We start from the raw sequence: 20342 nt of genomic DNA, 5'->3' as shown, positions 1-20342 counted from the left end.
CCGGCGGTGACCTCGGCCGCGCCGCCGGCCGCCTCGGGTCATGCTCCGCCGTCGCCCGCGCCCGCGCCGAACCACCGTTCCAGCCGCGCCACCAGCTCCCCCTGGTCCTCGCCGACCCAGGCCACGTGCCCGTCCGGCCGCAGCAGCACCGCGGGCGGGCCGGGTGTGTCGTCGGAGCCCTTGAAGACGTCGGCGTCGGCGGCGTTGACGAGGTCCACGACCCGGTCGACGCGGTCCGCCCAGCCTGTCACCGAGAGCCGGCCGGTCTGGTCGAGCAGCAGCCCGCGTCCGGCGTGCGTCAGCCCGTACAGGCGTCCCCGCTTCAGTGCGACGTCCCGCATCCGCCGGCCGACGAGCGGGTGGGTGTCGCCGAAGTCGTAGCGGATGTCGATCGCGGTGACCATCCCGGTCATGTACCGGTTCACCTCGTCGAAGTCCATCAGCCGCGACAGCAGAGCCCGCAGCGCCGCCGCGCCGGGGTCGTCCGTCCCCATGAGCGTGATCTGCGCGCGGGCGTTGTCGAGGACGCGGGCGCCGACCGGGTGCCGCTCGGTGTGGTAGCTGTCGAGGAGGCCCTCCGGTGCCCGGCCGTCGACCTCGGCGGCCAGCTTCCAGCCGAGGTTGAACGCGTCCTGCACGCCGAGGTTCAGGCCCTGCCCGCCGGTCGGCGGATGGATGTGGGCCGCGTCCCCGGCCAGCAGCACCCGGCCGGAGCGGTAGCGCTCGGCCTGCCGGGTGGCGTTCCCGAAGCGGGAGAGCCGGCGCGGTGAGTGCGCTCCGAAGTCGGTGCCGGCGTGCGCCCGCAGCTGCCGCCGGAACTCGTCGAGGGTCGTCGGGGTCGCCCGGTCCTCGGCGACGCCGTCGGCGGGCACGACGATGCGGTACAGGCCCGCGTGCCCGTCGACGTCCGGGACGGCCCCGAACCGCAGCTGGGTTTTCCGTACCTCCTCGACGACGCCCATGACCGTCGCCCGGTCCGCCGTCACCTCCATGTCGCCCAGCAGGGTCTCGACCGTCGACGGCTCGCCGGGGAAGCCGATGCCGGCCAGTTCGCGCACCGTGCTGCGCCCGCCGTCGCACCCCACGAGATAGCGAGCGCGCAGCCGCGTGCCGTCGGCGAGCCGGACGTCCACCCCGGTGTCGTCCTGGTCGAGCCCGACCACCTCGTGGCCGCGCCGCAGTTCGGCGCCGAGCGCGACGGCACGGGTTTCGAGCAGCCGCTCGGTCACGTGCTGCGGGGTGGTGAGCCCGTACGGATGGGCCGTGTCCAGGCCTTCCGGCCACGCCTTGTGGATGCCGCCGAAGAATCCGCCGACCCGGAATTTCTCGCTCTCCGCGAGGAATCCGCCGAGCAGCCCGCGCTGGTCCATCACCTCGACGCTCCGGGCGTGCAGCCCGCGCCCCCGGGAGTGCCCGAGCGGTTCGGCCGACTTCTCCAGGACGAGCACCCGTACGCCGTGCAGCCGCAGTTCACCGGCGAGCATGAGGCCGGTCGGCCCGCCGCCGACCACGATCACGTCCGTCATTTCGGAACACCCACTCACGAGATATGCCCATTCCGTCCGCTTATGGAATCGGCCGCCCATTCTGCGCCTTGTACCGGGTCTTGCCGCAAGCCCCCCTGTGCGCTATATCTTGATAGTGGCAAGGAGTCTGCGACTTCCTTGCCTTTGTCATTTCCCGGACCTCTCCCGGGGAACAGGGGGAGGGGCGGCAAGTGGTGCGCGAACGGCTTCGGGCCCGGTTCCGGTACTGGTTCGACGGCACGATGGACCGCGGCACGCCCGCCCTGATCAGCTGGCTGGCGCTCGCCTCGCTGCTGCTCATCGGCGTGGCCTCCACGCTGGTCGTCCTGTTCACCGACACCGACGCCGAGGACAACGGCGGCTGGGCGGGCGTCGCCTGGATGAGCCTGCTGCGCACCCTGGACCCCGGCACCATGGGCGGGGACACGGGCGGCCCGGTCTTCCTCGGTCTGATGCTGGCCGTGACGATCGGCGGCATCTTCATCGTCAGCGCCCTCATCGGTGTGCTGACCACCGGCCTGAACCAGCGGATCAACCAACTGCGCAAGGGCCGTTCGCAGCTGATGGAGCGCGGGCACACCATCGTGCTCGGCTGGTCGGAGCAGGTCTTCACGGTGGTCGCCGAGCTCGTCGAGGCGAACCAGAGCGAACGCCGCTCGTGCGTGGTGATCCTCGCGGACCGGGACAAGGTCGCCATGGAGGACGCGATCCGCGAGCGCATCCCCGAACCGGGGCGCACCCGGGTCGTGTGCCGCTCGGGCAACCCGCTCGTCCGGGCCGATCTGGAGCTGGTCAGCCCCGACACCGCCAAGTCGATCATGGTGCTGCCGCCGTCCGGCGACGACCGCGACGTCGACGTCATCAAGGTGCTGCTGCTGCTCAACAGCCGTACGTGGAAGCCCGTACGCCCCCATGTCGTCGCGGCCGTGCACGACTCGGAGAACCTCGCCGCCGCCCGCCTCGCGGCCGGCGGGACGGCCATGGTGATCGACGCCGAGGACATCGCGGTCCGCCTGATCGCGCAGGCGCACCGGCAGACCGGCCTGTCGACCGTCTTCAACGAACTGCTCAGCTTCGTCGGCAACGAGTTCTACTTCCGCGACGAACCGTCCCTGGTCGGCGCCACGTACGGGCAGGCCCTCGGCGCCTACGCGCGCGGAGTGCCGGCCGGGCTGCACAGGAACGACGGCCAGGTCCTGGTCAACCCGCCGATGGACACCGTCATCGCCCCCGGCGACCAGCTGCTCATGGTCGCCGAGGACGACCTCCTGATCCGCCGGGCCGAGACCCCGGCACCGGTCGTCGAGACGGCGATCACGACCGCGCCCGTCCAGCCGCCGCACCTCGACCGGACCCTCCTCATCGGCGAGAACTCCCGCACGGCGAAGCTGGTCGACCTGCTCGACAGCTTCGTCGAACCCGGCTCGACCCTCGACATCGCCGCCCCCCGCCGCCCGGAGGCCGCCCTGCACGGGCGACTGGCCCACCTCACCGTCGGGTTCAAGCGCTGCGAGCCGACCCGCCGGTCCTCCTTGGAAGCCCTGGACCTGGGCGGCTACCAGCACATCGTGGTGCTCTCGGACGACACCATCGCCCCCGGCCGGGCCGACGACCGCACGCTCGTCACCCTGTTGCACCTGCGGGACATCGAGGTGGGCCTGGGAGATCCGTACTCGATCGTCACGGAGATGCACGACGACGCCAACCGCGAGGTCGCCCAGGTCACCAAGGCCGACGACTTCATCGTCAGCACCAAGGTGATCAGCCTCCTGCTCACCCAGCTCACCGAGAACCGCGACCTGTACGCGGTCTTCGCCGACCTCTTCGACCCGGAGGGCTCGGAGATCTACCTCAAACCGGCCTGCGACTACGTGATCCTCGGCGCCGAGGCGAACTTCGCCACCGTCGTCGAGGCCGCCCGCCGCCGCGGCGAGACCGCCATCGGCTACCGTCTCGCCCGGCACGCCGAAGAGGCCCCCACCTACGGCATCTTCCTCAACCCGCCCCGTACGGCCCCGCTCGTCTTCGGGGAGCGCGACGCGGTGGTCGTGTTCGCGGAGAGCTAGCGCCACCCCGACGGCCGTCACCCCGCCGTCAGTCGCCGTCCGTCGCCGTCAACCCGGCAGGGGCCCCGGCGTCGGCCACTGACCTGCGGCTTTCCGCGACGCCGGCGTGACGCGGGGGCCGTCCGCGGTGTCCCGGAGGGTCGGCCCCTGCGCGCCGAACACCGCGTACGGCGCGCAGGGCCTTTCCCGACCGGTGCTCCCCGCGCGGCGAGAGCCACTCCTCCGCGCGGGGCCGGTGGCCGTCAGGGCTTCTGGAAGCCGGCGTCCTGGAGGATCTTCTGGGCTTCGGGGGTGCTGAGCCAGGCGACGAACGCGGCGGCGGCCTTCGCGTTCTTGGAGTCGTTGAGAGTGGCCGCGGGGTATTCGGCGATCGCGTTCTGCGCGTCGGGGATCCCGATGGCGTCGACCTTGTCCTTGGCGCTCTCGGCGTCGGTCTTGTAGACGAGTCCGGCGTCGGCCTCGCCGAGTTCGACCTTGCTGAGGACGGCGCGGACGTTCGGCTCCTGCGAGACCGGCTTCACGGTGATCTTCTGGGCGTCGAGGATCTTCTTGCTGTACTTGCCGGCGGGCACCTCGGGCGCGGCCAGGACGACCTTCAGCCGGGGGTCGGCGAGGTCCTTCAGCTCGTCGACCTTGTGCGGGTTGCCTTCGCCGGTGGCGATGACGAGGCGGTTCCTGGCGATGACGGTGGGGGTGCCGGTGTCGTTCCTCGCCTTGGCCATGGACTTGGTGTCGGCGGTGACGAGGGCGTCGGCCGGTGCGCCCTGGGCGACCTGGGCGACGAGTTCCTGCGAGCCGGCGAAGGAGAAGGTGACCGTGGTGCCGGGGTGGGTCTTCTCGTAGGCGGCGCCGGCGGTCTTGAAGACGTCCGTGAGGGAGGCGGCGGCCAGCACGGTGAGCTTGGTGTCGGGGGCGGTGGTGGATCCGCCGGTGGCCTTGTCCTTGCCGCCGGTGCCGGAGCAGGCCGCGAGCGGTACGAGCAGCGCGACGGTGGCCACGGCGGCGGCGGTACGGCGTCTGGTGAGCGTGAGGGACATGAGGGTCTGAACTCCTTCGGGCGGACGGAAGTACTGCATGAGGGCTCAGGCGTCAGGTGCGGCCGACTTCCACTCCCGGCAGGACTGCATGTGCGACACGGTAGGGCCGTTCCGCTCTCATCTGCAACAAGTATGGAGGACCCTCCATCGCGAATGAGAGGAAGCTCGGAGGAACGGCCAACAGGCTCCCGGGGCTTTCCGGGAAGCTCCGTACCCGGCCGCCGGGGCCTGGGTGTTCGGACGAGAGGCGTTCTCGCGGCCTGGCGTGGCATCTACGATGGATCGTCTCGTATTCACCTTGCGCATGTGAGGTGGAGACGCGCGCGTTCACCCGTGCGCATTCCTCAGGGGGCAAGGAGTTCCGCATGCAGGTCGACCATCTTCTCCGCCTCGACCGTCTCGACCTCGCGCTGGTCTGGGGGGACCGGGCCCTGCTCGGTCAGGAGGTCGGCGGCGTGACGGCCACGGACCTGGAGGACCCGGCACGGTTCCTGGAGGCCGGCGAGATCGTGCTCAGCGGACTGCCCTGGTGGAGCCGGGAGGGCGACCCGGCCAAGGCCGACCGGTTCGTGTCGGGGCTCAGCGCGGCGGGCGCGGTGGCCCTGCTCGCCGGGGAGGAGACCCACGGCGGAGTGCCGGACGAGGTCGTCGACGCCTGCCGCCGGCACCGCGTCGCCCTGCTCGCCGTCCCCGCGCACACCAGCTTCCGGGCGGTCACCGAGGCCGTCTGCCTGCGCCAGTGGGGCGAGCTCAGCCGCCGCCCCACCGACCACTACGCGTTGCCGGAGAACGTCCGCGCCGACCTCGACCGCGCCCTCGAACACGGCGCCTCCATCGCCGAGTTGACGGACCGCGCCTTCGCCCACCTCGGCACCCCCGACTGCCACCTGCTCACCGGCAGCGGCCGTACGGTCGCCCGGGCCGGCGGCGCCGCGCCGCTGCCGGCCCGGCGGGCCGCGGAACTCCTGCGCGGTACGCGGGGCACCACCGTCCGGGTCGAGGCCGACGACGACACGGCCTTCGACGCCTGGCACCTGCACCTGCCCGAGGAAGGGCAGGTCCCGCCCCGGGTCCTCCAGGAGATCGCCGAGCTCCTCGGCCGCCACCGGCGCCGCGAGGACCGCCGCCGCGCGGCCCGCGCGACCGCCTCGGCCGAACTCCTGGCCGCGCTGGGCGCCCCGTACCCCGACGCGCACCGGATACGGGGCGCGCTCACCGCCTGCGGCCTGGGCGACGGGCGCGCCTACACGCTGGTCGCGGCGAGCCTGGAGCCGGGCGCGGGCCTCGGCCGGGCCCCGGGGCGGACCGGGTGGACCGGGCGGACCGGGAGGGGCGAGGGAGGTGAGGGGGGTGAGAGGGGACGAGCCGAGGCGGCGGCGGGCCACGGTGGGGTCGAGGCGGCGGCGCAGCTCGTCGAGGCTGTGGCCGCGGGGGCTACGGCCGCCGCCGACGCGCTTTCCGACGCTGTGCCCTCCGACACCGCACTCTCCGACACCGCACTCTCCGCCGCCACGGCCTCCGAGGCCGCCGCCGCCCTCGCGGAGGCGCTGGGCCATCTCCCTCCCGCCGCCTTCACCTCCGTCGTCGCCGAGTGCCCCGGCGGCGAGGCGATGGCCGTCGTCGCGCACGGAGAGGGTGCGGCGGCGGAGCTGCGGGCGGTGCTCGGTGAGGCGTGGCCGCTGGTGCACGCCTGCCGGCCCGGGGACGCCCTGCACGCCGGGGTCGGCGAGCCCGTCACCGGCCCGGACGCGCTCGACACCGCGCTCGCGCAGGCCCGTTACGCGCTGGCCGCCGCCCGCGCCGCCGCACCCTCGGGGCAGCGCCTCGCCGGCCTCGACGACCTGCGCGGCCTGGACTCCCTGGTGGCCGGGATCCCCGCCGCCGTACGGGAGGTGTACCGCGCGACGGTCCTCGGCCCGCTCCTCGGCCCCGGCCGGGCGTCGCACGCGACCCTCCTGGAGACCCTGGAGGTCTTCCTCGCGCACGACTGCTCCTGGGCCAGGACCGCCGAGGCCCTGCACCTGCACGTGAACACGGTCCACTACCGCATCGAGCGCGTGGAGGCCCTCACCGGACGTGACCTGTCCCGGCTCGACCACAAACTCGACCTGCGGGCGGCCCTGTTGTGCCGCTGAGACGGCGCGGCAGGCGGCGCCGGGTCAGGGCAGGTCGATGTGGACGCTGGTCGACTTCACCCGCGCGGTGACGGTGACCCCCACGGCGAGACCCAGCTCCTCGACCGCCTCCCGCGTCACCAGCGACACGAGCCGGTGCGGACCGGACTGCACCTCGACCTGCGCGGCCACGTCGTCGACCCGTACCGCCGTCACGATCCCCACGAAGGAGTTCCGCACCGACGTCGGCACGGAGTCCTCGGGCACCGCGTGCGGCCCGGCCCCCCGCTCCACGGCGAAGCGGGCCAGATCGGCGCCCTCGACGACCCGGGCGCCCGCGCCGTCCCGTGCGACAGGGAGCCGCCCGCCGTCCGCCCAGCGGCGCACGGTCTCCGCACTCACGCCGAGCAGCTTCGCGGCCTGCCCCATGCTGTACGACGGCACCGCGGACCCCTCTCACTCGATGGTGTGGAAAGCGGCCCCGGGACCCTTCCGGGCGTCTCCGGCCGATGAACGAAGCCTAGACTTCCCGCACATGTCGCTCTGGCTGCTCAATCATTTCAGCACCTTCACCCTGACCGTCGTCACCGTCGGCGGGACCATCGCCCTGGCCGTCGCGGGCAGCGTGCTGGCCCGCCGCAGGTACCCGTCGCTGGCCGAGGGCGAGCACAACGAGATGGTGGGTGTGACGCTCGGGATGTTCGGCGCGATCTACGGGATCATCCTCGCCTTCGTCATCGTCACGCTCTGGACGCAGCTGGACAGCACGCAGACCATCGTCGCGACCGAGGCCACCGACGTCGCGCTCATCGCCCGGGACGCCGCCGCCTTCCCCGCCCCTGTCCGCGCCGACGTCGACGCCGCGCTCAGCGGCTACGTCCACGCGGTCGTGGAGGACCAGTGGCCCCGGATGCGCGCGGGGCAGCCGAGTTACGGCGCCACGGGTGAGAAGCTGCAGACCGTCTTCGACGCGCTCCAGGCGTACGAGCCGAAGACCGCCCGCGAGGAGGTCTTCTACGAGGAGGCCGTCGGCCGCCTCAACGACGTCGCCGGGCAGCGCCGGGCCCGCCTGACCATGGCGGAGCAGGAACTCCCGCCGCTGCTCCAGGTCCTGGCCTTCGGCGGCGCGATCGTCCTCATCCCCCTCACCTTCCTGTACGGCATGCGCCGCCTGCGCATCCAGCTGCTCTTCGTCTCCGCCGTGGCCGGACTCGTCGGCTTCAGCCTGCTGCTGGTCTTCGTCCTCGACCGCCCCTTCGCCGGCGAGCTCAGCGTGAGCCCCGCCCCGTACAAGGAAGGGGCGCTCGCCCCGTACTGGAGTCAGCCGGCCGCCGCGGACCCGGCCGCCCGGGCGGGCGGCCAGGGCAGCCCGTAACCGGTGACGGCCGGGTGGCGGCGGGTCCGTCAGGCCACGCCGCGGATCCGGGTGACGAGGAGGCCGCCGAGGAGGATGACCAGGGCCGCGGCGATGTAGAGACCGGTGTAGCCGCCGAGGTGGGCGATGACCGGTGCGGCGAGCGCGGGCGCGAGGACCTGGGGGCCGGAGTTGGCGATGTTGATGACGCCGAGGTCCTTGGCCCGGTCGGCGGCCCGCGGCAGCACCTGGGTCACCAGGGCCTGGTCGACGGCGAGGTAGATCCCGTACCCGGCCCCCAGGACGGCCGCGGCCAGCAGGGCGGACGGCCAGGTGTGGAGCAGGGCGAGCAGCAGCGCGGCGGCGGTCATCACGACGGAGCAGACGACGACGAAGGCCTTGCGGCGCCCGACCCGGTCGGAGAACGCACCCACGGGGATGGCTGTGGCGGCGGCGCTCAGCGTGTACACCCCGGTGAGGATCAGCACGCCGGTGCCGGGGTCGCCGTAGTGGACGGCGTCGGCGAGGAAGTAGAACAGGTAGAGCGTGCCGAGGGCGTTGCCCAGGTTGATCAGGAATCGGCTCAGCCAGGCCCACCCGAAGTCCGGGTGGCGCCGGGGGCTGACCCAGAACGACCTCGCGAACGCGCGGGCGTCGAAGGCGGGGCGCAGGGCCCGGGGCAGCGCCGGTTCGCCGTGGCGCAGCACGAACGGGAGGGCCAGGGCGACGGTGAGCACCGCGAGGGTGACGTAGCCCGAGCCGACGCCGGTGACGAGCAGGGTCGTGATCAGCGCGCCGAGGACGAGGCCGATGGACTGCATGAGGCCGGTCCAGCCGGAGACCTGCGCGCGCTGGGCGAGCGGCACCCGGTCGGCGATCGGCGTGGTGACCCCGGCCAGCATCGCGTTCAGGCCCGCCTGCGCCAGGCACCAGCCGACGGCGACCCCGGCGACCGTGTGCTGACCGGCGGTGAACACGAGCCCCGCCGCCCCGGCGAGCGCGCCGCCCAGTGTCCAGGGGCGGCGCCGGCCGAACCGGCTCGTGGTGCGGTCCGACCAGGCCCCGGCGAGCGGGTTGACGAGGACGGCGACGAGGGCGCCGAGCCCGGTCACGAGCGAGAGCGCGGTGTTCTTGTCCTGCGGGTCGATCCGCTCCAGCTGGAGCGGCAGCAGGATCTGGATCGGGGTCATGAAGGCCATGAAGACGGCGAGCGTGGCCAACGACAGCCCCACCGTCCACCCGGCCCCGACGGGGACGGTGGGCTCACCGAGCAGCGCGGAGCCACCGGGCCCGGCCGCCGGATCCGGCCCGGTCTTCAGGCCCGCTCCGGCCACCAGGCCCGCTCCGGCCACCAGGCCCGCTCCGGCCACCAGGTCCGCTCCGGCCGTCGGGCCCGCTCCGGCCACCAGGTCCGCCCCGGCCTCCGCGCCCGCTCCGGCCCCCGCCCCCGCGTCCCCCCTGCCTCTCGGCCCTCCAGGGCCCCCCGCGTCGGCCATCCCGGCTCCCTCGCTCATGCCCGCTGGGCGGCGATCAGGGCGCGGTACCACTCGAAACTCGCGCGCGGGGTGCGGAGTTGGGTGGCGAAGTCGACCTCGACCAGGCCGAAGCGCTGGTGGTAGCCCTCTGCCCACTCGAAGTTGTCGAGCAGGGACCAGGTGAAGTAGCCGCGCACGTCGACGCCCTGGTCCATGGCCCGGCCGATGGCGGCGAGGTGGCCGGCGAGGTAGTCGACGCGGGCCTGGTCGTCCGTCCCGGCCTGCTGCGAGCAGCCGTTCTCGGTGATCCACACCGGCGGCAGGGCGTCGCCGTAGCGGGCCTTCAGGCCGGTGAGCAGCTCGGTGAGGCCGTCCGGGACGACCGGCCAGCCGAACGAGGTCCGCTCGTACGGCTCCTCGGACTCGGCCAGGTCGAAGGGCAGCCCGAGCGACGGGTCCACGGGGGCGGTGATCCAGCTCGGGTTGTAGTAGTTGACGCCGAGCCCGTCGAGCGGGGCGGCGATCGTGGCGAGGTCGCCGTCGCGCACCAGGCCGCCCCAGGTCGGGTCGGGCATCCCGTACGCCGAGAGATCGGGGTAAGTGCCGTGCAGGAGCGGGTCGTTGAAGAGCCGGTTGTGCAGGTTGTCGTACGCCTCGGCGGCCGCGGCGTCCGCGTCGGTGCGGGCGTCGGAACGCAGCCGCACCGGGGTGCAGTTGTTGGCGACCAGGACCCGCGCGTCCGGGACGGCGGCCCGCAGCGCGGCGGTCGCGAGTCCGTGGCCGAGGAGCTGGTGGTGGGCGACGGGCAGGGCGTCCAGCATGAGGGTGCGGCCGGGGGCGTGGACGCCGAAGGCATAGCCGAACGACATGTGCACGAAGGGCTCGTTGAGGGTGATCCACCGCTTGACCCGGTCGCCGAGCCGCTCCGCGACCACGGCCGCGTACGCGCCGAAGTGGTGGGCGGTGTCACGGTTCAGCCAGCCGCCCTCGTCCTCCAGGGCCTGCGGCAGGTCCCAGTGGAACAGGGTGGGGGTGGGCTCGATCCCGGCGTCGAGCAGGGCGTCGACCAGCCGGTCGTAGTAGTCGAGACCGCGCGGCTCCACCTTTCCCGCACCGGTCGGCAGAATGCGCGGCCAGGAGAGCGAGAAGCGGTACGCGTCGAGGCCGAGCCGGCGCATCAGCGCGACGTCCTCACCGAAGCGGTGGTAGTGGTCGCAGGCCACCTCGCCGGTGTGCCCGTCGCGGACCGCTCCGGGGCGGCGTACGAAGGTGTCCCAGATCGAGGCGCCCTTGCCGTCCTCGTCCGCCGCGCCCTCGATCTGGTACGCGGCGGTCGACGCCCCCCAGACGAAGTCCGCCGGGAACGTGGGGAGTCGGGTGGGGTCGGTGGAGCTCGGAGTCACGGGCACCTGCCTTCATCGCGCTGATGCGGAGTCGCACACGTTCGGCCGCGGGGGTGCGCGGCGGGCCGCAACATAACATGAACCCTTGTTCATGTTCTACGGATGCGCACGCGCCGGCGAGGCCGCTCCCCTCAGGGCCGAGCCGCCTCTGTCAGGCGTCGGCGCAGGTCCGCCCAGTAGACGTCCAGCATCCGCTTCAGCTCGTCCACGGTCTCCCGGTCCGGCTCCCCGCCGCCCTTGAACACCTCGTGCAGCACCGCGTTGGCCGCCCACACCACCATGCGGGTCGCGCGCCGCGCCGGCTCCCCGCCGGGGCCTCCGGTCAGGTGCTCCACGATGCGCTGGAGCCCCGCGGCGACCAGCGCGTTGCTCGCCTCGTCGGCCCGCGCGAGCTCGGGGCTGAGGTGCCGCCCGGCCCAGAGCGCCATCCCGCCCGGCTGGGCGCGGAACAGGTCCGCGTAGACGTCGACCATCGTGCCGACCAGGTCCGTCAGCTCGTCCGCGAGCGCCCGCTCGACGAGGTCGTCGATCGCCCGCTCGAACCCCTCCAGGTAGCGTCGCCCGAGCGCGTCCACCACGGCGCTCTTGTCGGCGTAGAACTGGTAGATGCTGCCGACCGGCGCGCCCGACTCCTCGGCGACCCGGCGCATGGTCAGGGCCTCGTACCCCTCCTGGGAGAGGATCCGGTCGGCCGCGGCGAGGATGGCCTCGACCCGGGCCCGGCTGCGTGCCTGCCGCGGCTGCCTGCGCAGGCGCGGCTCCGATGCTTCCGTCATCACGTGCTTCCGGTCGTCCGATGGGGCGGCGGCGCCGTGCTCGCGCGCACGACGAGGCGGGGTGCGACGGAACGCGGCTCGGGAAGGGAGCCGGGGGCCGCGATACGGCGCAGGAGATCGGTGACGGCCTGGGCGCCGATCTCCTCGAAGGGCTGGGCGACGGTGGTCAGCGACGGCGAGCAGTACGCGGCGAGCTCGATGTCGTCGAAGCCGGTCACGGAGACGTCGTCCGGCACCCGCCGGCCGGCCTCGTGCAGCGCGCGGACCACGCCGAAGGCCATCTCGTCGCTGGCCACGAACACCGCCGTGACGTCGGGGATCCTGGCGAGCACCAGGCCGTTGCGGTAGCCCGACGCGGGCGTCCAGTCCCCTTCGAGCGGCGGCGGTACGGAGCGCCCCGCGGCCTCCAGGGCGGACCGCCAGCCGTCCCGGCGCAGGCCCGCCTCCAGCCACTCGTCGGGACCCGCGATGTGCCAGACCGTCTCGTGCCCGAGGTCCAGCAGGTGCCGGGTGGCCATCCGGGCGGCCTCGGCCTGGTCGAGGGCGACGACGGCGGTGGCGTCGGTGCGCGAGCCGTCGGTGGTGAGGGTGGGGGTGGAGCGGGTGAGCTGCTCGATCCGGGGGCTGCTGTGGATCAGCGGCACCGAGAGGATGATCCCCTCGACGTCCTGCTCGGCGAGGCGGGACAGCGCGTTCTCGATGGCGGAGGTGTCGAGCGAGGTCGTGGTGGCGGTGCTGATGGCGTAACCCACCGCGTGGGCCGCGTTCTCGATGCCCGTCGTGACGGCGGCCCTGGAGTAGAAGTTGGTCTGCAGGGTCACCACCCCGAGGGTGCGGCTGCGCCCCGAGGACAGCGCGCGGGCGGCGTTGTTGCGCCGGTAGCCGAGCTGTTCGACGGCGGCCAGCACCTTCGCGCGGGTCCGCTCCTGCACGTGGGGGTGCCCGGCGAGCGCGCGCGACACCGTCTGCGCCGAGACCCCGGCGACCCGGGCGACATCCGCCATCCCCGGTGGGCGTGCGCCTTCCACCGTGCTCCGTCTGCCCATCGTTCCCCTCCCGCCGTCCGCCGCCGATGGTAGCGCCCCGGGCCCGGGGGCACCCAGGGTCGGCGCCGAGGGTCGGCGCCGACTGTTGGCATCGATAACAGTCTCTGCCATAGTTTCGGCCATCGCCGGGGGGCCTAACCGCCCTGTACAGCACCGTCGTTGTGGAGAAAAGCGGGACGAAGTCCGGCCCGCTTGGCATCGATAACATCCCGGCTTCAGCACCGCGAGTCGCGTCACCGACCTGACCCCTTCACCCGAGGAGTACTCGTGAAAGCTCCGCGCAGCAGACTCGTGAGCGTGCTCGCCGCGGCGGCACTGGCCGTCGCCGCCGGCGGCTCGCTCGCGGCGACACCGGCCGCCTCGGCGGTCCCGGCGGCCCCGGCGCCCCAGGCCGTCCCGTCGGCCGCCACGTACACCGTCACCGTCGGCGCGAAGGGCTCCTGGACCCGCCCGGACGACACCCCGGCGAGCCCGTACCTCGACAAGGACGGCACCTTCTACTACCAGCAGGCCCACGCGCTCTACGGCGCGAACGACGGGCGCAGCTGGACCTTCTACACCGGCACGAACTTCGACACCGCCAACCGCTCCGGCACCCTCAGCGACGCGGTGAACCCCGCCAACACCAACGACCGCAACAACGACACCACATGGCGCTGCGACAACAGCCCCACCGGCGTCGAGTCCACCCAGGCCCCCGCCGGCAGCGGCTACGCCCACCGCAACTACTGCGACCTCACCGGCCTGTGGGTCGACCCCGACACCGGCGACTGGTACGGACTCGTGCACAACGAGTTCACCCCGCAGCCCTTCGCCGACGGCCTCCACTACGACGGCATCGACTACGCCGTCTCCAAGGACCAGGGGAAGACCTGGACCGTCAAGGACCACGTCATCACCTCGCCGTACAGCACCAAGCGCGGCGACACCGCGGCCTTCCCGCAGCAGACCTACCACTACGGCACCGGTGACCCGCGGCTCTTCGTCGACACCGCGTCCGGCTACTTCTACGTCTTCTACGGCTCCCGGATCGTGGACAAGGGCGGCAGCTGGCGCGCCTTCTACGGGCACGTCGCCCGCGCCCCCATCGCCGGCAAGATGGCCCCCGGTTCCTGGAAGAAGTGGTACGGCGGCGCCTGGGCCGAGGCCGGCGTCGGCGGGCGCGAGAGCACCATGGTCCCGGTCGGCGCGGGCAGCGCCACCGGATACGTCCCGACGGCCAAGGAGTACTCCCCGTCCACCAGCGGCACGGTCGGCCAGCAGGTCGCCGCGGGGCTGGCGCCCGCCACCTCCCCGCTGTTCGTCATGGACATCACGTACAACGCGTACCTCGGGCTCTACATCGGCGAGCCGCAGGGCATCGACCAGAGCGGCAACGCCCCGCAGGAGCTGTACGCCACCGACGACCTGACCACCCAGAAGTGGTTCCGGCTCGGCGACACCGGCGGATACAAGACCGCGTCCTGGTACCGCTGGTTCCTCGACAGCGGCAGCAGGACGGGCTCCGGGACCGTCGGCAAGGACTTCCGCGCGTACTGCTCCTTCGGCTGCTCGGGCGGCGCGAGTGGCGAGTACGTCAACCTGAGCATCGGTACGAGCGCGCCCGCCGCCCCCGTCGACACCACCAAGGCGTACCGCATCGGCAGCGCCGCCGGGCGGGTCCTCGCCCAGGTCCAGGGCGGTTCCGCCACCACCTCGGTGGCCGCCGCCACGGGCTCCGCGCTCGAATCGTGGACCTTCACCGCGAAGGGCGACGGCTCCTACCGGATCGCCAACGCCGCCACCGGGCAGCTCCTCGGCGTCTCCGCCACCGACCTGACGAGCCGCGCCTGGGGCACGAAGCCCACGGTCACCCCGGCCGGCCCCGGCGGCTCCACCACCGGCCAGGAGTGGTTCGTCAGCCGTGGCACCGCCGCCGCGGACAACGCGCCCACCGGCACGTACAAGCTGGTCAACCGCTACAGCGGGCTCGTCCTCGGCCTCTCGGGCGACACCAGCCGCACCGCCGAGACCACGCCCGTCCGCGCCTGGACCGACACCACCGGCAGCCCCGTCGGCGGCGGCCGCACGGCCGGTGAGCAGACCCTGACGCTCACCGCGACCGGCGACGTCCCCGGCGGCGGCTCCCTCGACGGGGTCCACACCGTCACCACCGGCGGCAAGGCCCTCGACGACCCGGACCGCAGCACCGCGAACGGCACCCAGCTCATCACCTGGACCGCGAACGGCGGCACCAACCAGAAGTGGACCTTCACCCGCCAGACCGACGGGAGTTACGAGCTGAGGAACGGGCACTCCGGCAAGTGCGCCGACGTCGAGAGCGGATCCGCCGGCGCGGGCGCCAAGGTCATCCAGTGGACCTGCCACGGCGGCCCCAACCAGCGCTGGACCGCCACCCGCCTGGCGAACGGCGCGTACACGCTGGCCTCGGTCGGCAGCGGCCTGCTCATGACCACGGCGACCACGGCCGACGGCTCACCGGTCACGCAGCAGGCGGACACGGGGAGTTCACGCCAGCAGTGGACGATCGGCTGAGACGAGGACGCGCGGCGCGTCGACCGCCGGGGGTACGGGGCCACTGGCCCTCCGCCCGCGGTGATCGGCGCGCCGATGGCGTCCGCTGATCACCCGTCACTCCCGCTTCCCCTCCCTATAGTTGGGCATGTGCCTGACAGTCGTGGCACCGTGCCACTCCCATGAACGGCACCACACCCCGAAGGGAGCGATCAGCGCATGACCAGCCCTGAGGGCGCGGGACCCGCCTACGACGTCGTCATCAGCGGCGCCAGCCTCGCCGGCAGCGCCGCCGCCATCCTGCTCGCCCGCCGCGGGGTCCGCGTCGCCCTGCTGGAACGCCGCTCGGACCCCGCCGCGTACAAGGTGCTCTGCACCCACTCCATCACCGCCAACGCCTACCCGGTCCTGGACGAGATCGGACTCGTCCCCGCCCTGGAGAAGGCCGGGGCAGTCCGCAACGAAGCCCGCTGGTACACCCGTTGGGGATGGATCGAGCCGCGCGCCGCACCCGGCGGGCCCGAGCTGCCGTACGCGTACAACGTCCGGCGCAGCGTCCTCGACCCGATGATCAGGGCCCGCGCGGCCGAGCCCCCCGGCGTCGACCTGCTCCTCGGGCACCAGGTGACCGGGCTGCTCCAAGAGGACGGGCGCACCGCGGGGGTGCGCGTGTCGACCCCCGACGGCGAGCGCGAGATCCGGGCCCGCCTGGTCGTCGGCGCCGACGGCAAGGACTCGGCCGTGGCGAAGTTCGCCGGGATACCCGCCCGGCGGCACGAGAACCGCCGGTTCGGCTACCTCGCGCACTTCCGCAACCTGCCGCTGGAGGGCGGGATAGGCCAGACGTGGTTCCTGGAGCCCGACATGGCGTACGCCTTCCCGAACGACGACGGCGTGACCGCCCTCGCCGTCCTCCCGGACAAGAAGCGGCTGCCGGCCTTCCGGGAGAACCTGGAAGGCAGCTTCCTCTCCTTCGTCCGCGGCCTCCCCGACGCGCCGCCGATCGACTCCGCCGAGCGCGTCTCGAAGATCGTCGGCACGGTCGACTACCCGCTGCACAGCCGCAAGCCGGCCGCGCCGGGCGTCGCGCTCATCGGCGACGCCGCCCTCACCGGCGACCCCCTGTGGGGCGTGGGCTGCGGCTGGGCCCTCCAGTCGGCGCGCTGGCTGACGGACGCGATCGCTCCGGCGGTGGCGGGCGGGGGCGCGCCGGGCACGGGAACGGGCGGGGATACGGGCGCGGGCGCGGCCGGGGGTGCCTTCGGCGCCCTCGACAAGGCCCTGGAGTCCTACGCCCGAGGACACCAGCGCCGGCTCCGCGGCCACCAGCAGATCGCCGCCGACTTCGCCTCGTCCCGGCCGTTCAACCCCATGGAACGCCTGGTCTTCTCGGCGGCGGCGCGCGACGAGGCGATGGCCCGGCACATGTACCTGTTCGCCTCCCGCCTGATCGGCCCGCTCCGGTTCCTGAACCCCGCGATCCTGGCGAAGGCCGCCGCGATCAACCTCAGGCACCGGCGGGCGGTCGCGCGGGCGGCGGCATGACACCCGCCGCCCGCCCGACCGCGGCCCCGGGCTAGTCGGTGATCTCGATGACCCCGTTGCCGACCGGCGTCGGCGCCGGGCCTGGCACCGGGGCCGCCTGGGCCGGTACCGCCTTCTGCCGGGAGATGCCCTGGAGGAGCGAGGCCAGGTCGACGCCGGTGGTGGAGGAGAGCAGCTCCATGCCCTGGGCGACGTTGTCCGTGACGGTACGGGCCAGGCTGCCGGCGCCGTCGGTGGAGATGACGGTCAGCTTGTCCACGGCGGACAGCGGCTCGGACGCCTTGGCGACGATCTGCGGCAGCGCCTCCACCATCATCTGGAGCATCGCCGCGTCCCCGTACCGGTCGAACGCCTCCGCCTGCTTCCGCATCGCCTCGGCCTGGGCCGCGCCCTTCGCCGCGATGGCCGCGGCCTCCGCGTCACCCTCCAGGCGTACGGCGTCCGCGATGGCGGCACGGCGGGCGCGCTCGGCCTCGCCGCGCTTGACCCCCTCGATGGCCTCGGCCTCGGCCAGCGCCTGACGGCGCTGCTTCTCGCCCTCACCGGTCAGACGGGACCGCGCGGCCTCCGCCTCGGCCGCCGCGATCGCGGCCAGCCGCTCGGCCTCCGCCTGCTTGACCCGCGCCACCCGCTGCGCCTCGGCCTGCTGCTCCGCCTCGTACCGCTTGGCGTCGGCCGGCTTGCGGACCTGGGTGTCGAGCTGCCGGTCCGTCAGGGCGGCCTGCCGCTCGGCGACCTTCTCCTGCTCGGCCAGGATCTGCTGCTGCCGGGCCGCCTCCGCCATCGGGCCCGCGGCGTTGGCCTGGGCGGCCGCCGCGTCGGTCTCGGCCTTGATCTCGGCCTGCCGCAGGTACAGCGTGCGCTGCGCGACCGCGATCTCCTCCTCCGCCTTCAGCCGGGCCTGCTCGGCCGCCCGCCGGGCGCTCGCCTCGGCGATGTCGGCCTCCTGCTTGGCGCGGGCGGCCTCCGGCCTGCCGAGGTCCTCCAGGTAGGAGCCCTCGGTCGTGATGTCCTGGATCTGGAAGGCGTCGAGCACCAGACCCTGCCCGGACAGGCTCGCCTCCGCCTCCTCGGCGACCTGCCCGGCGAACGCGGCCCGGTCACGGATGATGTCCTCGACCGACATGCGGCCGACGATCGAGCGCAGCGCGCCGGACAGCACCTCCTGGGTGAAGCCGACGATGCCGTCCTGCTGCATCAGGAAACGCTGGGCCGCGGCGCGGATGGAGTCCTCGGTGCCGCCGACCTTGACGATCGCTACCCCGTCCAGGTTGGCCTTGACACCGCGCAGGGTGACGGCGCCGCGCACGGCGATCGGGATGTGCCGGCTGGACAGGTCGAGGCTGAACTTCTGCTGCACGAACGGGATGACGAAGACGCCGCCGCCGACCACGACCTTCTGGCCGCTGTTGTCGGTGAACACCTGCCCGGTGTCCGGGTCGGTGGACTTCTTGCCGCGGCGGCCCGTGACGATGAACGCCTCGCTGGGGCCGGCGACCTTGTACCGGGTGATGACGACGAGACCGAGCAGCACGAGCAGCACGACCATGCCCACGACGGACAAGAGGACAGGGCTCATGACGAGAGACCCCCTTCGAGCGGAACGGAACGGAACAGGCGGGGGAGGAGAGGGCGGTGGTGTGCGCGGCAGCCGTCAGCGTTCGACCGGGCGGACCGTGACGGAGGTCGGCGAGAGGACACCCTCGACCCAGACCTCGGCGCCGCGCGCGACGGGCGCGTCGGCCTTCGCGGCGTACTTCACCGGCTGTCCGGCGAGCCGGAGCAGCACCTCGCCGTAGCCGCCGGCCGGAATGGCGGTGACGACGGACCCCGAACTACCGGTGAGGTCCGCGCCCTTCGGGGCGGCCGCGCCGGCGTCGCGCATCAGCATCCGGCTGAACCGGCCCGCCCCCCACGCGACGACGGCGCCCGCGCCGGCCCCCACCCCCGTGGCGCCCACGGCCCCCAGACCGGTGGTCCCGAGGACGATCGCCCCCGTGAACCCGAGCGCCGACACGAAACCGGCGATCGCCGGCAACGACAGGAACCCGTCGAGTCCCCCGCCGAGTCCGTCCAGAGCCCCGCCGAAGCCGTCGAGGACGCTCTCCAGCACCCCGTCGAGGAGCAGGCTCAGGACGAGCAGCACGAGGCCGCCGATGCCGAGACCGAGAAACCATGCCATGCCTCTGCCCCCTTCGGCCGCGGTGCGCTGCCTGTCGTCGGGGGAATCGTTTCATCGACCCGGGGGAGGATTCATTGCCGGAGTCCGGCAATCTTTACGCGTTCTTGATGCCGCCTCACAGCTCCCGTTCGGGCCAGCCCAGCAGCCGGGAGCCGATGACGGCGGTCTGGAGCGTGTACCGCTGCGTGGGGTCGGCGGGATCGACCCCCGTCAGACGGTGGATGCGGTCGAGCCGGTACGTGACGGCGCGCACGCTCAGCGACAGGCGGCGGGCCGCCTCGGTGGTGACGCACCCGCTGTCGAAGTACGCGGTCAGGGTGTCGAGGAGCGGCCGTGCACCGCCCCGGGCCTGCCGGACCGGACCGAGCACGGTGCTCACGAGGTCGGCCATGGCCTGCCGGTCCCGCGTCAGGACGGGATAGACCAGCAGGTCCGCGGCGTGCAGCACCGGCCCCTCAAGCCCCAGGCGCGCGGCCAGGTCGAGGGCGTTGAGCGCCTCCTCGTACGAGTGGACGACCCCGCCCGGACCCGGATGCGCCCGCCCGATGGCGACCAGGCCGCCGTCGGTCGCCGCGTACGCCTGCTTGGCGAAGTGGCCGAGCACATCGGGCTCGTCGGCGGGCGCGACACAGATCAGCCGCCCGTCCTTCGTGGTCAGCAGGACCCGCCGGTCGCCGAACCGGGCGAACAGCGAGGACTCGACGGCCCGGGAGACCGGGAACCCGTCGGCGTACGGTTCCGGCCCCTGGGCGACGGCCACCGCGTGCGCGTGCGAGAGCAGCAGCCCGAACCGCTCGGCCCGCTCCGCGAGCCGCCCCAGATCGCTCCGCCCGTACAGCAGATCGTCGATGAACTCGCGCCGCGCGGCCTCCTCCTGGCGTACGGCCAGGGTCTGGGCCCGCTCGTGCCCCTCCGCGAACGCGTCAACCGCCTGCTCGACGGCGGCGAGCAGCCGGTCGCCGTCGGTCCGCGCCCCGCCCGGCCGCACCTGCCGCGCGGCGGACAGATGGGCCCGTACGAGGAACCGCAGCCCGAGCCCGGCCTCCGCGGCCCGCTCCCCGCGCGCCCGCAGCGCCTCCAGCTCCTCACGGGTCAGCCGCCTGCCCGTGGCGCAGACACCGGCCAGCACCTCGACGTACCCCTCCAGGTACTCCTCCACCGGCATCCGTTCCGCCATGACCCCTCCCCGTGACCCCGTCCGCGACCTCGTCCGCGCCCTTCGACGGTGCTCCGGGGCGCGGTGATCAAGGGTGGCACGGGGGCGGGCGGTGCCTGTCGAGGGGTGCGCGGCCGGCGGCCCGCGG

The 20342-nt window shown here is 73.4% G+C and carries 15 protein-coding genes; 5 read left to right on the top strand and 10 right to left on the bottom strand.

The genetic code is table 11. From position 1 onward, the window contains the following. Positions 1–38: 38 nt before the first annotated feature. Positions 39–1526 (bottom strand): FAD-dependent monooxygenase, encoded by a 1488-nt coding sequence (locus ACZ3ZE_RS10960; RefSeq protein ID WP_467258468.1) that lies wholly within the window; start codon positions 1524–1526, stop codon positions 39–41. A 194-nt stretch (positions 1527–1720) separates the two neighbouring features. On the opposite strand from ACZ3ZE_RS10960, the gene ACZ3ZE_RS10955 reads away from it, so the two are divergent. Next, the gene (locus ACZ3ZE_RS10955; RefSeq protein ID WP_361622952.1) at positions 1721–3592 is read left to right on the top strand and encodes a CASTOR/POLLUX-related putative ion channel; all 1872 of its coding nucleotides are present in this window, start codon (positions 1721–1723) and stop codon (positions 3590–3592) included. A gap of 242 nt (positions 3593–3834) precedes the next feature. Here ACZ3ZE_RS10955 and modA read toward each other — a convergent pair whose 3' ends face one another. Beyond that, positions 3835–4629 carry a molybdate ABC transporter substrate-binding protein gene (modA, locus tag ACZ3ZE_RS10950; RefSeq protein WP_467258467.1) on the bottom strand — a complete coding sequence of 265 codons (795 nt, stop codon included), beginning with the start codon at positions 4627–4629 and terminating at the stop codon, positions 3835–3837. Positions 4630–4994: 365 nt separating this feature from the next. On the opposite strand from modA, the gene ACZ3ZE_RS10945 reads away from it, so the two are divergent. Continuing rightward, entirely contained in the window at positions 4995–6764 is a 1770-nt protein-coding gene (locus tag ACZ3ZE_RS10945; protein WP_467258464.1) for a helix-turn-helix domain-containing protein, read from the top strand. 24 nt (positions 6765–6788) lie between these two features. Here ACZ3ZE_RS10945 and ACZ3ZE_RS10940 read toward each other — a convergent pair whose 3' ends face one another. Beyond that, the gene (locus ACZ3ZE_RS10940) at positions 6789–7187 is read right to left on the bottom strand and encodes a TOBE domain-containing protein (RefSeq protein ID WP_361178227.1); all 399 of its coding nucleotides are present in this window, start codon (positions 7185–7187) and stop codon (positions 6789–6791) included. Between the two features lie 91 nt (positions 7188–7278). On the opposite strand from ACZ3ZE_RS10940, the gene ACZ3ZE_RS10935 reads away from it, so the two are divergent. Beyond that, positions 7279–8118, top strand: a complete 840-nt coding sequence (locus ACZ3ZE_RS10935; protein WP_361178225.1) for a bestrophin-like domain — start codon at positions 7279–7281, stop codon at positions 8116–8118. A gap of 29 nt (positions 8119–8147) precedes the next feature. Here ACZ3ZE_RS10935 and ACZ3ZE_RS10930 read toward each other — a convergent pair whose 3' ends face one another. From ACZ3ZE_RS10930 to ACZ3ZE_RS10915, 4 genes are all read right to left on the bottom strand, one after another. Beyond that, positions 8148–9449: an MFS transporter gene (locus tag ACZ3ZE_RS10930; RefSeq protein ID WP_467258592.1), complete on the bottom strand. Its 1302-nt coding sequence runs from the start codon at positions 9447–9449 to the stop codon at positions 8148–8150. 158 nt (positions 9450–9607) lie between these two features. Beyond that, positions 9608–10981: a GH1 family beta-glucosidase gene (locus ACZ3ZE_RS10925; RefSeq protein WP_467258461.1), complete on the bottom strand. Its 1374-nt coding sequence runs from the start codon at positions 10979–10981 to the stop codon at positions 9608–9610. Positions 10982–11106: 125 nt separating this feature from the next. Further along, on the bottom strand, positions 11107–11751 hold the full coding sequence (locus ACZ3ZE_RS10920) for a TetR/AcrR family transcriptional regulator (RefSeq protein WP_361178221.1): 645 nt from the start codon (positions 11749–11751) through the stop codon (positions 11107–11109). After that, positions 11751–12755 (bottom strand): LacI family DNA-binding transcriptional regulator, encoded by a 1005-nt coding sequence (locus ACZ3ZE_RS10915; protein ID WP_361622940.1) that lies wholly within the window; start codon positions 12753–12755, stop codon positions 11751–11753. The genes ACZ3ZE_RS10920 and ACZ3ZE_RS10915 overlap by 1 nt, the downstream gene beginning before the upstream one ends. A 309-nt stretch (positions 12756–13064) precedes the next feature. Here ACZ3ZE_RS10915 and ACZ3ZE_RS10910 point away from each other — a divergent pair, with 309 nt between their 5' ends. Both ACZ3ZE_RS10910 and ACZ3ZE_RS10905 read left to right on the top strand, forming a co-directional pair. Continuing rightward, entirely contained in the window at positions 13065–15332 is a 2268-nt protein-coding gene (locus tag ACZ3ZE_RS10910; protein ID WP_467258458.1) for an RICIN domain-containing protein, read from the top strand. A 198-nt stretch (positions 15333–15530) separates the two neighbouring features. Continuing rightward, positions 15531–16856 carry an NAD(P)/FAD-dependent oxidoreductase gene (locus ACZ3ZE_RS10905; protein ID WP_467258455.1) on the top strand — a complete coding sequence of 442 codons (1326 nt, stop codon included), beginning with the start codon at positions 15531–15533 and terminating at the stop codon, positions 16854–16856. A gap of 31 nt (positions 16857–16887) precedes the next feature. On the opposite strand, the gene ACZ3ZE_RS10900 is transcribed toward ACZ3ZE_RS10905, so the two are convergent. The 3 genes from ACZ3ZE_RS10900 to ACZ3ZE_RS10890 form a co-directional block, all read right to left on the bottom strand. After that, positions 16888–18435: a flotillin family protein gene (locus ACZ3ZE_RS10900; RefSeq protein ID WP_467258452.1), complete on the bottom strand. Its 1548-nt coding sequence runs from the start codon at positions 18433–18435 to the stop codon at positions 16888–16890. 75 nt (positions 18436–18510) lie between these two features. Further along, complete coding sequence (locus ACZ3ZE_RS10895; RefSeq protein WP_361178210.1) at positions 18511–19038, bottom strand: hypothetical protein; 528 nt, start codon at positions 19036–19038, stop codon at positions 18511–18513. A gap of 115 nt (positions 19039–19153) precedes the next feature. Further along, a complete protein-coding gene (locus ACZ3ZE_RS10890; RefSeq protein WP_361178208.1) occupies positions 19154–20215 on the bottom strand; it encodes a PucR family transcriptional regulator in 1062 nt (353 codons plus the stop codon). Positions 20216–20342: the final 127 nt, after the last annotated feature.

The organism is Streptomyces sp. NPDC023157 (assembly GCF_055560575.1).
Note: the sequence above shows the minus strand (reverse complement) of the source record. Positions and strands in the feature narration are given on the sequence as shown.